This window comes from Flavobacterium sp. MDT1-60 (assembly GCF_014844035.1).
GTDB lineage: Bacteria > Bacteroidota > Bacteroidia > Flavobacteriales > Flavobacteriaceae > Flavobacterium.
Genome location: NZ_CP062159.1, coordinates 3,301,710 through 3,315,969, shown reverse-complemented (window position 1 = coordinate 3,315,969; position 14,260 = coordinate 3,301,710). Strand labels below are relative to the sequence as shown.

The window sequence follows — 14,260 nt, the reverse complement described above, 5'->3', positions numbered from 1 at the left end:
TTAAAGGAGTTATTTTTTCACTATCATTAAAAAACTAACCTATTTGTAAGAATTGTTTCTACTAACAACCAAACTTCATATAATTAAAATCATGAAAACTAAACCCATTAACTTACTCTGTATTGCCCTAACCATTTTACTGGGAAGCTGGTCAAATAATACAATTGCCCAGAATTCAAAGTCTTATGATTCTTATGAAAATATTGAATTTAAAATGACGAAAATTCAGGAGCCAAAAATTCCTAATAATACAGTTAACATAAAAGATTTTGGTGCTATCAATGGCGGTTATGTTTTAAATACTAAGGCTTTCGCCGATGCTATAGATGCTGTTTCAAAAAAAGGTGGAGGAAAAGTCATTATCCCTCCCGGAATCTGGCTTACAGGTCCGATTATATTAAAAAGTAATATTGAATTACACGCTGAAACAGGCGCTTTAATAAAATTTTCGACCGACAAAAGTTTGTATCCAATTATTCAAACCAGTTTTGAAGGGCTAAATACATGGCGTTGCATCTCTCCTATTTACGGCAAAAACCTTGAAAATATTGCTTTTACAGGAAATGGTGTTTGGGATGGTTCGGGTGAAGTTTGGAGACAAGTTAAAAAGAGTAAATTGACCGAAAGCCAATGGAAAAAAGTTATTGCTTCCGGAGGTATTTTAAATGATAAAAAAGAAAGCTGGTATCCATCTGAAACTTTTATGAAAGCTTCTGTTGGTGCGGATCAAAATGTGCGTCTTGATTTAAAAACGAAAGAAGAATTTGAGGCTATTCATGATTTTCTTCGTCCGGTAATGGTGAGTATCCAGAATAGTAAAAGAGTTCTTTTTGACGGGCCTGTTTTTCAAAATTCTCCAGCATGGAACATTCACCCACTTATGGTTGAAGATTTAATTGTTCGTAATGTTACGGTTAGAAATCCGTGGTATTCTCAAAACGGAGATGGACTTGACGTTGAATCATGCAAAAATGTATTAGTCGAAAATTCTAGTTTTGATGTTGGTGATGATGCCATTTGTATCAAATCAGGAAAAGACAAGGATGGTCGTGAAAGAGGCGTTCCGTGTGAAAATATTATCGTGAAAAACAATATCGTATATCACGGACATGGCGGTGTAACGGTTGGAAGTGAAATGTCAGGCGGCGTAAAAAACCTGCATGTTTCAAATTGTACTTTTATGGGAACTGACGTTGGACTTCGTTTTAAAAGCAACAGAGGACGTGGCGGAGTAGTTGAAAACATCTTCATTTCGGATATTTTTATGACTGACATTCCATCACAGGCTATTTCATTCAATCTTTATTATGGAGGAAAATCCATAGAAGAAACGTTAGCGGAAGGCGATACTAAAATTAAAAATCAGGTAGTTGCGGTAAATGAAGAAACACCTCAGTTTAAAAATATCTCAATCAAAAATATTACTATTAAAGGTGCCCAACAAGCTGTGTTTTTACAAGGTTTACCGGAAATGAATCTACAAAACATCGAACTTTCTAATTTGATTATAACTGCTGATAAAGGTTTTTCTATAATTGATGCCAATGGAATTAAAATTACAAACGTAAAATTAGATATTAAAAATCCGACGGTATTCGAAATATACAATGGTAAAAATATGACGCTGAAAGATATTGAATTCAACTCCACTTCGCCAAAAGCCGTTTCAATTGATGGCGCAGCGAGTGAAAAAATAGAATTAGTTTCTTCTAAAAAAACAGAATACGCTAAAAAAACAACTATTAGCGAAGCCGTTTCAAAAGGAGCCGTAAAACTTTAAACGCACTAAAATTCAGAATAAACCCGTTACTTATAATTAGTTAAGTAACGGGTTTTTATTTTGCGTAGAAATTTAAATAATCAAGGGACTTTTAAATAAAAGACAAACGATATAAAAACAATCTACTTTAAAAAATAATCTTAATTTTGCGATATGATTCGAATAACGTTAATTGGTTCCGGAAATGTTGCGCAGCATTTGATAAAAGCTTTCTCTAAAAGTGAAGCTGTCGAAATTGCACAAGTGTTTTCGAGAAAAAAAGAAACTCTGGCTTCTCTAATTGATTACGATAAAATTGTAAATGATTTTGAAGATTTAAAAGAAGCTGACTTATATATTATTGCTGTTTCAGACAATGCAATTTCAGAAGTTTCACAACAATTACCATTCAACAATCAACTTGTAGTTCATACTTCAGGAGCAGCTTCCATCGAAACTTTAGATGGTAAAAATCGTAAAGGCGTTTTTTATCCACTTCAAACTTTTTCTAGGAATAAGGAGATTGATTTTTCAGTAATTCCGATTTGTTTAGAGGCTGAAAATACATTTGACTTTCGTGTTTTGGAAACTGTTGCCAAAAGTATTTCAAATGCTGTTTTTCCAATAAATTCAGAACAACGAAAAGCGTTACATGTAGCAGCTGTTTTTGTAAACAATTTTACGAATCATTTATATCAGATTGGTCAGGAAATTTGCGAAGAGAACCAGGTTTCTTTCGAAATTTTAAAACCGCTGATTCAGGAAACTGCTGAAAAGATAAAAACTTTAGATCCAATTGATGCACAAACCGGACCTGCAAAACGCAATGATTCCAGTACAATTAAAGCCCATTTGAATTATTTAACCAATGAAAATCAAAAGAATATTTATAAAATACTAACACAATCTATACAGCATAATGGCAAAAAGTTATAAAGAAATAATGAATGACATCACAACGTTTATTTTTGATGTTGATGGCGTACTTACAGACAGTTCGGTTTTTGTAACCAATGAAGGAGAAATTCTTCGCACAATGAATATTCGTGATGGTTATGCCATGAAAGCGGCTGTTGAAAGTGGTTATAATGTCTGCGTTATTTCTGGCGGAAGCAATGAAGGTGTTCGCGTGAGACTTCGTAATTTAGGCATTACAGACATTCATTTAGGAACCCCTGATAAAGTAGAAACCTTTAAAGAATATACCGATAATTACAATATCAAACCAGAACAAGTATTATACATGGGCGATGATATTCCTGATTTTCATGTCATGAAATTAGTCGGATTACCAACCTGTCCACAAGATGCAAGTCCTGAAATCAAAAATATTAGCCGTTATATCTCACACGTAAAAGGTGGAAGAGGCGCTGCACGTGACGTAATTGAACAAGTAATGAAAGTACAGGGAAAATGGATGGAATATTTTAATGGAAAACACGATTGATTATCTTAGATTTCAGATTGATTGAACTGCATTTAAAAAACCTTTGAACCTTTGTCCCTCAAAACCTTAGAACCTTCAAGAAATGAAATACCTCAAACTAATTCGGTACCAAAATTTATTGATGCTTGCTTTTATGCAGCTATTATTTCGTTATTCATTTTTAAAACAACAAGATATTCAGTTAGCTTTAACCGATTGGCAATATGGATTATTGGTTTTAAGTACTGTTTTATTGGCCGCTGCGGGTTATGTAATTAATAATATTTTTGATGTTGCCTCAGACACTATCAACAAACCAAATGATGTTGTTATTGGCAAAGGAATTTCAGAAACACGTGCTTATAATATTTATTTCGGATTGAATATTACGGGCGTTGCTATTGGGTTCTATTTGTCAAATGTAATTATGAGACCTGGTTTTGCTACTATTTTTATCTTAATTGCTTCTTTACTTTATTTCTATTCGACAACTTTAAAACAGATCATGCTTTTAGGGAATTTTGTAGTGGCATTATTACTTGCTTTAAGTGTTATCATTATTGGTATTTTTGATATTTTTCCTGCAACAGATGTTGACAATCAGGCGCAAATGGCGAGTTTGTTTTCAATATTAATTGATTACGCTTTGTTTGCTTTTATGATTAATTTTATTCGTGAAATAGTTAAAGATATTGAAGATGTAAATGGCGATTATAACCAAGGATTGAATACATTACCTATTTCAATTGGAATAAGCCGAACCGCAAAAATTGCTTTGGGATTTGCTATTATTCCGTTTATATTATCGTTGCTTTATATCAATAAATACTTTGTAGAAAATGATCTTCTTATTGTAACTTTATATGCCTTTGCTTTTGTTTTAGCCCCTCTTTTATATTTCATTGTAAAAATATTTAGTGCAAAATCACAAAAGGATTTTCATCATTTGAGTACCGTTTTAAAATTGATTTTGCTTTTCGGAATTTTATCAATATTAGTTATTACCTTAAATATTAAGTTCAATGCTTAAAGAAAAATTAAAAAAATATACCCTGATTCTGGCTTCTGGTTCGCCACGCAGACAGCAATTTTTCAAAGATTTAGATTTGGATTTCGAAATTCGACTGAAAGATGTTGAAGAAATTTATCCACCTGAATTAAAAGCGGTGGAAATCACTGATTTTTTAGCTGAATTAAAAGCAAATGCCTTTAAAGGTGAACTGACAGAAAATGAAATATTAATAACCAGCGACACCATTGTATGGCATCAGAATAAAGCTTTAGGGAAACCTAAAAATGCTGAAGAAGCTTTTGAAATGATCAAATCAATGTCGAATACCACTCACGAAGTTTTTACATCAGTTTGTTTTAAAACCAACACTACTTCTACTCTTTTAAATGATGTTACTAAAGTAACTTTCAATGATTTATCTGACGAAGCTATTTTATACTATATAGAAAATTATAAACCTTACGACAAAGCCGGAGCATATGGCATTCAGGAATGGTTTGGTTTTATGGCAGTTGCAAAAGTTGAAGGCTCTTACACCAATGTTATGGGATTACCGACAGCAAAAGTTTACGAATATTTGAGTACTTTAGTGTAAAAAATTAATTTATGTTTTCTTTTAAAGAATATAGTCAGGAAATATTAACAACTGTAATACTTCTTTTAACTCTGGTGGCTTTAAGAATTATTGTTGCCAAATTGATTCGTCGCTACGCCAGCAGTAGTCAATTATTAGAACATCGAACAAATTTAGTAATCAAATACATTCATATTTTGATGAATATTTTAGTTGCGATAAGTTTGATTATAATTTGGGGCGTTAATACCGAGGATATTTTTTTCACGGTTTCCTCAGTTACAACTGTTATTGGCGTTGCAATGTTTGCGCAATGGTCTATTCTAAGTAATATTACTTCTGGAATGATTTTATTTTTTTCGTTTCCTTTTAAAATTGGGGACACAATTAAAATTCATGATAAAGATTTTCCAATTGAAGCTGAAATCGAAGATATTAGCGCTTTTCATGTTAACTTAAGAACCAAAGAAGGCGAAAGAATCATTTTCCCTAATAACTTATTACTCCAAAAAGGTATTTCCATAATGCCAACGCACTACGAAGATAAAGAGTTTTTTGATTAAAGTTTGAATGGGAATTTTATAACGTTAATAGAGAAACCTACAACGTAATTTGTGGAAAAAATAAAGAATTTTGTTTAGATCTAATTCAGACTTTCTAAACCTAATTTTTTACTACCAAAATGATTCGTTCAATCAAATTGCCTTTTTATGCAAAACTTTCCCTTATACTTGTAAGTTTAATTTGTTTTGCTGTAATATTCTGTTTAGGACAAGATATTATTACACCCGTATTGATGGCCTTTTTATTTGCCGTTTTATTACTTCCAATTTTCACCTTATTAAATGTCAGGCTTAAATTTCCACGGCATCTTGCTGCAATAATTTGTGTCCTTACATTTGCCGCATTTATTGTTGGAATATTAGTTTTTATCTCTTATCAGGTTAAAGATATTGCCAACGATTTTGACGCTATAAAGAAAAACACCAATTATTTTATCAGTGAGGTTCATAAATTTGTAAGGGAGAATTTTCATATAAGCATTGGCGAACAAAAAAAATATCTTGATACCGTAACAAAAGATTCAGTAAAAAATGGAGGCGCTGGTACCGTCGGTTCGGCGATACTATCTATTACCGATCTTCTTTTAGATTGTACTATCATTCCTATTTACACTTTCTTGTTTCTGCTTTATAAAGACCATTTTATTCTTTTTCTGGCAAAATTGGTTAATAAAGAAGATCACTCTGCATTAAAAGATATTCTTTCACAAATTAGACTTTCAATAAATAATTATATCGTCAGCTTATTATTAGAAATGATTGTAGTTTCAATACTTACGGGTTTAGGCTTGTGGATTGTTGGTGTGAAATATTTTGTTTTGTTAGGATTAATAACCGGAATATTAAATTTGATACCTTATATAGGAATAACAATTGCCGGAGTAATTAGTCTTTTAGCGTCGTTAACCGGAACTCCTGAAACTTCGGTAATTTTAAGTATTTTACTTGTAAATGTTATTGTTCAGTTAATAGATAATAATCTTCTTGTGCCTTTAATCATTAATTCAAAAGTAGAGATCAATGCTTTTGTATCTATTATGGGAATTATTGTTGGTGGTGCTGCAGCAGGAATTTCGGGTATGTTTTTGGCAATTCCGTTATTGGCAATTTTAAAAATTATTTTTGACCGAATCGAGTCTTTAGAACCGTGGGGCTATTTAATGGGCAATCATATGCCTAGAAAATTTACGTGGCGGATTAGAAAACCTAAAATTGAAGCAAAAGTAGACCAATAACAAGAATCTTACTCCTATTTTACTTATATTCATATAAAAATCAATTATTATATAGCAAAAAATACCTGAATGTCTCTAATTAAAAAAATAGTTTTTTTTATCGCATTATGCTTTTGTGTGCAAATTACTCAAGCACAGGTGGATACTAAAAAAGAAAACAGTAAAGGTAAAAAAGACACGACTGAAATTTATACAAAGATTCGGAACTACTCCAAGAAAAATAAATTTACTCAAACACTTCATAAACTTTTATTTAGAGCAAAAAAACCTCGAAAAAAGGAAGATCTTATTGTTCCTCAAGATACTGCCGATTATAGTGGGAAAATTATCCGTAGAATAAATATTGTAACATTAGATCCGTTTGGGCATTCCGTTACGGATACGACTCAGGTACCTCGAAATTGGGGCGAAAGAACAGGAAACAGGCTGCACCTAAAAACAAAAAAGATTGCTATTAAAAATTTATTATTATTTAAACGAAATTCCGTTTATGACAGTTATAAAGTACAAGAATCGGAGCGTTTGATTCGTGCTCAAAAATATGTGACTGCAGTTCGAATAACGCGCCAGGTAGTAGCCTCTGATTCTATAGACATTACTATTCGTGTTTTAGACTCCTGGAGTACTATTCCGAGATTTTCGATTTCGAGTAATCAGGTTTCTGTTGGATTTAAGGAAAAAGATTTCTTTGGGTCTGGTCAACAATTAGAATACCGTTTTACCAATCGCTTTGATGATGGAAGAAACGGTAATGATGTAACGTATACCGTACCGAATATCAAAAATACATATATTGGAGCAACCCTACATTACAATATTGACCTTGACAATAATTATTCTAAAACGATAAATATCGAACGTCTCTTCTATTCTCCATTAACCAAATGGGCTGGCGGTGTTTATGTGGGGCAAAATTTTAGGAAAGATACCTTACAGGCACCGGATATGACTTATGAATATCAGCCTTTCAAATATAATTTTCAGGATTTTTGGGCTGGAAAAGCATCTAAAGTATTTGAAACCAAGAACGGTGGCATAACCAATCTGATAGTTTCAGCTCGTTTTCTAAATGTGAATTTTAGTGAAAGTCCATCAGATTTGTATGATCCTACTAATTTTTATTCTGATGAAAAACTAATTTTATCCGGAATTGGGCTTAATACCAGAAAATTTATCAAAGACAGTTATATTTTTAGAAATGGACAAACTGAAGATGTTCCCATTGGTCGAATTTATGGAATTACACTCAGTTATCAGTATAAAAATACATTTTGGCGGCCTTATATAGGAGGGCAATTTTCTTTTGGAAACTATTACAGATGGGGATTTTTCAGTACTAATTTTGAAGCAGGTACTTTTTTTCATCAATCTAAAACCTATGAAACGGCCTTTGCAATTGAGAGCAATTATTTCACAAAATTATATACTATTGGAAATTGGAAGCTAAGACAATTTGTTAATCCAAGATTTGTTATTGGAGTAAATCGTGAAGATATTATTGGTGATCAATTAAATATAAACGAACGAAATGGTTTAGCCGGATTCAACAGTGCTCTGTACGGAACAAATAAAATGGTACTTTCTCTTCAAACCCAGACTTATTCTCCTCACGCACTTTGGGGATTTCGTATGAATCCGTTTTTTAATTATTCAATTGCAGTTTTAGGAAGCCCTAATAATGCGATGGGACGAAATAAAGCCTATTCTAAAGTAACTCTTGGCTTGGTCATCAGTAATGACTATTTAGTTTTCAGTTCTTTTCAATTGTCATTGTCATACTATCCTACTATACCATTTGAAGGAGATAATGTTTTCAAAACCAATACTTTTGAAACTACCGATTTTGGTTTACAAAGTTTTGAACTTGGAAAACCAAGAATTGTGGATTATAAATAGAAATGAATTTTTTTTCAATTTTATTTCATTTTCTAAGCGTTTCAAAACAGATTAAAAATCAAATATTTACAACAAAACTAACCAATTATCGATCGGTAAAATGCATATTTTATCCGACGAAATACATTTGCTTTTTATTTTTGGCACAGTATATGAATATCCCTAAACAAGAGTAACATTAAAACTTAAAAAAAATGAAAACAATAAAAATAGCAATCGCCGGATTATTCCTTTTGGTTGCAAATGCCACACAAGCCCAAGTATCAATTAATGTTAATATAGGCGCACCTCCAGCTTGGGGTCCTACAGGATATGCTGAAACAGAATACTATTATTTGCCAGATATTGAAGCCTATTACGATGTTAGAGCATCACAATTCATTTATTTTGGTGATGGAAGATGGGTTAGAACAACTTATTTACCAAGACAATACAGAAATTATGATTTATATGGTGGTTATAAAGTAGTTTTGAATGATTATCATGGTAGAACTCCATATACATACTTTGACCGTCATAGAGTAAGATATTACAAAGGATATCATGGTGCACCTCAAAGACCTTACAAACCAAGACCGGTTTATGGTTACAACGATCGTCATGATAATCACAGAAATTATAAACATTATGACAAACATGATCGTCATGATCACGATGACAGACACGACAAACATGACAAACATGATAGACATGATGATGATCATGGACACGGGCGAAGATAAATATTTACTAAATAGCTAGCATTCAATACAAAAGAGTATCAAAAATTTGATACTCTTTTTTTATGCACGTATAGTATTTCGCTGTTTTGTTAATTTATTACAAATTCACATAAATGTAACAAAAAATAGTAGTGTAGCCATTACTGGAAATTATAAAGACACAGAAAACAAATTGAAATAATTTTCTGTGATCTTAAGAAATACCATATCATTTAAATTTTTAGATCAATTCTCTTAAAGCTGTTAGATTTTATCTGGTAGCTTTTTTTGGAATAAATTTTGTTGAAAGAAAGTCAATAACTAAACATTAACATTTCATTTAAATAGTGTTCAACAATATAATTACTATTTTTGAACCACTTTCAAAAACACCAAAATACGCTATGCGAAAAATTCAGTTACAAATTCTTCTATTTTTTTTAACAGGAATTTCAATTTCTTTTGCACAACAACCACAAAAACCAAGTTCTGTTGAAATTTATAATCAAATAAAAAAACTTAACTTTTTAGGTTCTGTTTTATATGTTGCTGCTCATCCTGATGACGAAAATACACGTTTAATTTCGTATATGGCAAACGAAATGAATGCCAGAGCCGGTTATTTGTCATTAACGCGCGGAGATGGCGGTCAGAATTTAATTGGTCCGCAGTTGCGTGAATTGCTTGGTGTTATTAGAACGCAGGAATTAATTGAAGCCCGAAAAATTGATGGTGGAGAACAGTTTTTTTCGCGAGCAAACGACTTTGGTTTTTCAAAAACTCCGGATGAAACTTTACAAATCTGGGATAAAGATAAAGTCCTTGCTGATGTTGTTTGGACAATAAGAAAATTTCAGCCAGATGTAATCATTAATAGATTTGATCATCGTTCACCAGGTACAACACACGGGCATCATACATCATCAGCGATGTTGAGTGTCGAAAGTTTTAAATTAACAAATGATGCTAAAATATATCCTGAACAATTAAAATATGTAAAACCATGGGAGGTTAAAAGACAGTTTTTTAATCCGTCATGGTGGTTTTATGGAAGCCAGGAAAAATTTGAGGCTGCCAATAAATCGAAGTTTACTAAATTAGAAACGGGTGTTTATTATACCGGAATTGGAAAATCGAATCAGGAAATTGCCGCTTTAAGCCGCAGCCGTCATCAATCTCAAGGTTTTGGAAGTACAGGTGCCCGTGGTGAAGAAACAGAATATCTGGAACTTATTAATGGTGAAACTCCAACGGAAAGAGATAATTTATTTGATGGAATAGATACTTCATGGAACCGTGTTAAAAATGGAAAACCAATTGGAGAATTAATTTCAAAAATCATCTCAAAATATGATTTCAGCAATCCTTCAGCAAGTATTCCGGATTTGGTAAAAGCATATACCATGATTGAAGCTTTAGATGATGATCATTGGAAACCTCTAAAAGCTACAGCGATAAAAAATATTATTGCTTCTTGCTCCGGTTTATATCTTGAAGCTGTTGCCAGCGAACAGGAAGCAACTCCTGGAAGTACTATTAAATTAAGCCTTGAAGTTATTAATAGAAGTCCTGTTGAAATGCAGTTGACAAGTGTAACTTCTTTACCGGATAACAAAACAACTGTTCAAAATAGCATTTTAAAAAATAATAACGATCAGAAAAGTATTCTTCAAATTCAGCTTCCGGAGAATTTAGAATACACACAGCCGTACTGGCTTAAAGAAAAGGCAAGCGTTGGAATGTACACCGTTTCTAATCAGGAAAACATAGGGATTCCAGATATTATTAGAGAAGTAAAAGTCGTTTTTAATATAAAAATTAATGGTGTTGAGATTCCGTTTGAGCGAACTGTTGTTTACAAATACAATGATGGCGTAAAAGGCGAAATGTATAATTTTCTTGATATTGTACCAGATGTTACGACCTCAATTTCAGAAAAAGTATTAATTTTTAAGGATACCAAAAGTAAAATGATTCCGGTAAAAGTTCGTGCCGGAAAAGATGCTATCACAGGAAATCTACAATTAGAATTGCCAAAAAGCTGGGTGGTTTCGCCAAAACAAATTCCGTTTTCTTTAAATAAAAAAGGAAATGACCAAACTTTTTATTTTGAAGTTACTCCTCCGGTAAATCAGGAAGAAACTGTTGCAAAAGCGATTGCCATTGTTGACAACAAACGTTTTGAAAATGATGAAACAGTTATCGATTATAGCCACATTACCAAGCAAATGGTTTTAAAACCGGCTGAATCAAAATGCATCAGAATTGATTTAAAAACTTCTGGCGATGCCATCGCCTATATTATGGGTGCTGGTGATGAAGTTCCGGAAAGTCTAGCCCAAATGGGATATAAAGTTACCATTTTAAAACCCGAAGAAATTACACCTGAAAAACTAGATTCTTTCAGCACAGTTATGACTGGTGTACGCGCTTACAATACCGTAAATGCCTTAGCCAACAAGCAAAAAATACTTTTTGATTTTGTAAAAAGTGGTAAAAACATGATTGTACAGTATAATACATATGGCAGAATGGTAACCGATCAGATCGCACCTTATCCGTTAAAAGTATCAAACGATCGTGTAACTGAGGAAAATGCCAAAATAACATTTTTAGCGCCAAATCACCCTGTTTTAAATACGCCAAATAAAATCACTGAAAAAGACTTTCAAGGCTGGACACAAGAACAAGGTTTGTATTATCCAAACCAATATGACCCTGCCTTCACTCCTATTATATCGTCACACGATAAAGGCGAATCTGCTAAAGATGGTGCTTTATTAGTCGCTCCATACGGAAAAGGATACTATATTTACACTGGTTTAAGCTTTTTTAGAGAATTGCCGGAAGGTGTTGCGGGTGCATACCGATTGCTCTCCAATATCATTTCGCTAAAACAGCCTATAGAAGCTCCTAAACAAGAATTAAAGAAATAAAAATCATAAAAAAATGGAAGCTAAAAAACAAAAAAAATGGAAAAAAAGCTACACCTACGTTTTGGTAGCGAACGCCATTTATATCCTGATTTTTTTCTTAATCATGCAATTATATTCATAACCTATGCAACTATTTGACTGGATCGTACTGATTGTTACCCTTTTATTCATTGTTGGATATGGTTCCTGGAAAACTAAAGGAAGTAAAAATGTTGAAGATTTCATTTTAGGAAACAACGAAACACCTTGGTATACCGTAGGGCTTTCAGTTATGGCAACTCAGGCCAGCGCGATTACGTTTTTATCTACACCAGGTCAGGCTTATCATGACGGAATGGGGTTTGTGCAATTCTATTTCGGATTGCCAATTGCTATGATTGTAATTTGTGTGACTTTTATTCCGCTTTATCATAAAAACAAGGTTTATACGGCTTATGAATTTCTAGAGAAACGTTTTGATGTTAAAACACGTTCATTGGCAGCAATTCTTTTTTTAGTGCAAAGAGGTTTAGGAACCGGATTGACTATTTATGCTCCAGCTATTATTTTATCAGCACTTTTGGGGTGGAATTTAACCTTAATGAATATAATTATCGGCCTTTTGGTTATTATTTATACCTTTTCAGGAGGAACAAAAGCCGTCAACGTAACACAGAAACAGCAAATGTTTGTGATTATGTCTGGAATGTTTATCACTTTTTTCCTGATTTTACATTACCTGCCAAATGATATGACTTTTACCAGCGCGATGCATATTGCGGGTGCAAATGATAAAATGAATATTGTTGATTTCTCTTTTGATCCGGAAGAAAAGTATACTTTTTGGAGTGGAATTACCGGAGGTTTTTTCCTTGCCCTCGCCTATTTCGGTACAGATCAGTCTCAGGTTGGTCGCTATTTATCCGGAAAATCAGTTCGTGAAAGTCAGATGGGATTAATCATGAATGGGCTTTTAAAAGTTCCAATGCAATTCTTTATTTTGTTGACCGGAGTTATGGTTTTTGTGTTTTTTCAATTCAATCCTGTTCCGTTAAATTTTAATCCGAATAATAAAATTGTTATTGAAAAATCAGCTTATAAGGAAGAATATCACGCTTTAGAAAAAAAACTGATTACACTTTCAGAAGATAAAAAAGTTATTAATTTATTGTACATCGATCAGCTCAATCAGGATTACGACAATCCTATTTTGCGTAAAGAATTAGTAGCTTTATCCAACAAGGAAAAAGATCTTCGTGATCGTGCCAAAGAAATCATTTCGAAAGCCGACAGCAACAGCGAAACCAATGATAAAGATTATGTTTTTTTCCATTTCATTTTGCATTATTTGCCAAAAGGATTGATAGGTTTATTGTTGGCGGTAATTTTATCGGCGGCAATGTCATCGACGGCTTCGGGACTAAATGCTTTGGCTTCTACAACGGCAATTGACATTTACAAACGAAATCTGAAAACCGAGAAATCGGAGAAACATTATCTGAATGCAACCAAATTCTTTACTCTATTTTGGGGAGTTATAGCCATACTTTTTGCCTGTGTTGGAACTTTATTTGAAAATTTAATTCAGTTGGTAAATATCATTGGTTCTATTTTCTACGGAACTGTTTTAGGAATCTTTTTGGTTGGGTTTTATCTTCGTCGCGTTCAGGCAAAGCCAATGTTTTACAGTGCCATTATCAGCCAAATTACCATTTTTATAATTTATTACTTCATGATTTATACTCAGGAAAAACTAGGTTATTTATGGCTGAATTTTATTGGCGCGATGTTGACAATAGTATTGGCTTTATTGATGCAGGTTTTGTTTTTTAAAGGAAAACCGGATGTTGAGGAAGTAGTTTTGGAGTAACTTGTTTTATACATGAAAGTAGCAAAGACTCTTATAATATCAATTTTATTTTTATTCTTTACAATCTTATTTGCTGGTGGCGGTCATGGAACTTATTTGCCAGCTCTGATAGTTTATCCATATACTATGATAATTGCAAAACTGCAACTTGAGATTGGATTCGTTGGATTTTTTTTAGCATTGATCGAAATCCCACTTTACGGTTATATTTGGTTTAACAAACCAAATTGGAAGTATTATATTTTTGGAATTCATATGCTTGGAGTTGTTATATCTTTCCTTATAAAATCAGAAGTGTTTAATTAAAAG

The 14,260-nt window shown here is 32.8% G+C and carries 12 protein-coding genes; all 12 read left to right on the top strand.

Annotated elements, in window-relative coordinates:
- Positions 1-91 precede the first annotated feature (91 nt).
- Positions 92-1,780, top strand: coding sequence for a glycoside hydrolase family 28 protein (locus IHE43_RS13760; RefSeq protein ID WP_192184413.1), 1,689 nt, complete (start codon positions 92-94; stop codon positions 1,778-1,780).
- A 153-nt stretch (positions 1,781-1,933) separates the two neighbouring features.
- Complete coding sequence (locus tag IHE43_RS13755) at positions 1,934-2,695, top strand: Rossmann-like and DUF2520 domain-containing protein (protein ID WP_192184412.1); 762 nt, start codon at positions 1,934-1,936, stop codon at positions 2,693-2,695.
- A complete protein-coding gene (locus tag IHE43_RS13750; RefSeq protein ID WP_192184411.1) occupies positions 2,679-3,206 on the top strand; it encodes an HAD family hydrolase in 528 nt (175 codons plus the stop codon). Before IHE43_RS13755 ends, IHE43_RS13750 begins: the two co-directional genes overlap by 17 nt.
- A gap of 82 nt (positions 3,207-3,288) precedes the next feature.
- Positions 3,289-4,215: a geranylgeranylglycerol-phosphate geranylgeranyltransferase gene (locus IHE43_RS13745; protein WP_192184410.1), complete on the top strand. Its 927-nt coding sequence runs from the start codon at positions 3,289-3,291 to the stop codon at positions 4,213-4,215.
- Entirely contained in the window at positions 4,208-4,792 is a 585-nt protein-coding gene (locus IHE43_RS13740) for a Maf-like protein (RefSeq protein ID WP_192184409.1), read from the top strand. Before IHE43_RS13745 ends, IHE43_RS13740 begins: the two co-directional genes overlap by 8 nt.
- Positions 4,793-4,803: 11 nt before the next feature.
- Entirely contained in the window at positions 4,804-5,334 is a 531-nt protein-coding gene (locus tag IHE43_RS13735; RefSeq protein WP_192184408.1) for a mechanosensitive ion channel domain-containing protein, read from the top strand.
- A 119-nt stretch (positions 5,335-5,453) separates the two neighbouring features.
- Positions 5,454-6,569, top strand: coding sequence for an AI-2E family transporter (locus tag IHE43_RS13730; protein ID WP_192184407.1), 1,116 nt, complete (start codon positions 5,454-5,456; stop codon positions 6,567-6,569).
- Positions 6,570-6,638: 69 nt separating this feature from the next.
- The gene (locus IHE43_RS13725; RefSeq protein WP_192184406.1) at positions 6,639-8,465 is read left to right on the top strand and encodes a hypothetical protein; all 1,827 of its coding nucleotides are present in this window, start codon (positions 6,639-6,641) and stop codon (positions 8,463-8,465) included.
- A gap of 194 nt (positions 8,466-8,659) precedes the next feature.
- The gene (locus IHE43_RS13720; protein ID WP_192184405.1) at positions 8,660-9,187 is read left to right on the top strand and encodes a hypothetical protein; all 528 of its coding nucleotides are present in this window, start codon (positions 8,660-8,662) and stop codon (positions 9,185-9,187) included.
- Positions 9,188-9,570: 383 nt separating this feature from the next.
- On the top strand, positions 9,571-12,102 hold the full coding sequence (locus IHE43_RS13715; RefSeq protein WP_192184404.1) for a PIG-L family deacetylase: 2,532 nt from the start codon (positions 9,571-9,573) through the stop codon (positions 12,100-12,102).
- A gap of 124 nt (positions 12,103-12,226) precedes the next feature.
- Positions 12,227-13,951, top strand: a complete 1,725-nt coding sequence (locus IHE43_RS13710; RefSeq protein ID WP_192184403.1) for a sodium:solute symporter — start codon at positions 12,227-12,229, stop codon at positions 13,949-13,951.
- A 12-nt stretch (positions 13,952-13,963) separates the two neighbouring features.
- The gene (locus IHE43_RS13705; protein WP_192184402.1) at positions 13,964-14,257 is read left to right on the top strand and encodes a hypothetical protein; all 294 of its coding nucleotides are present in this window, start codon (positions 13,964-13,966) and stop codon (positions 14,255-14,257) included.
- The last annotated feature ends 3 nt before the right edge of the window (positions 14,258-14,260 follow it).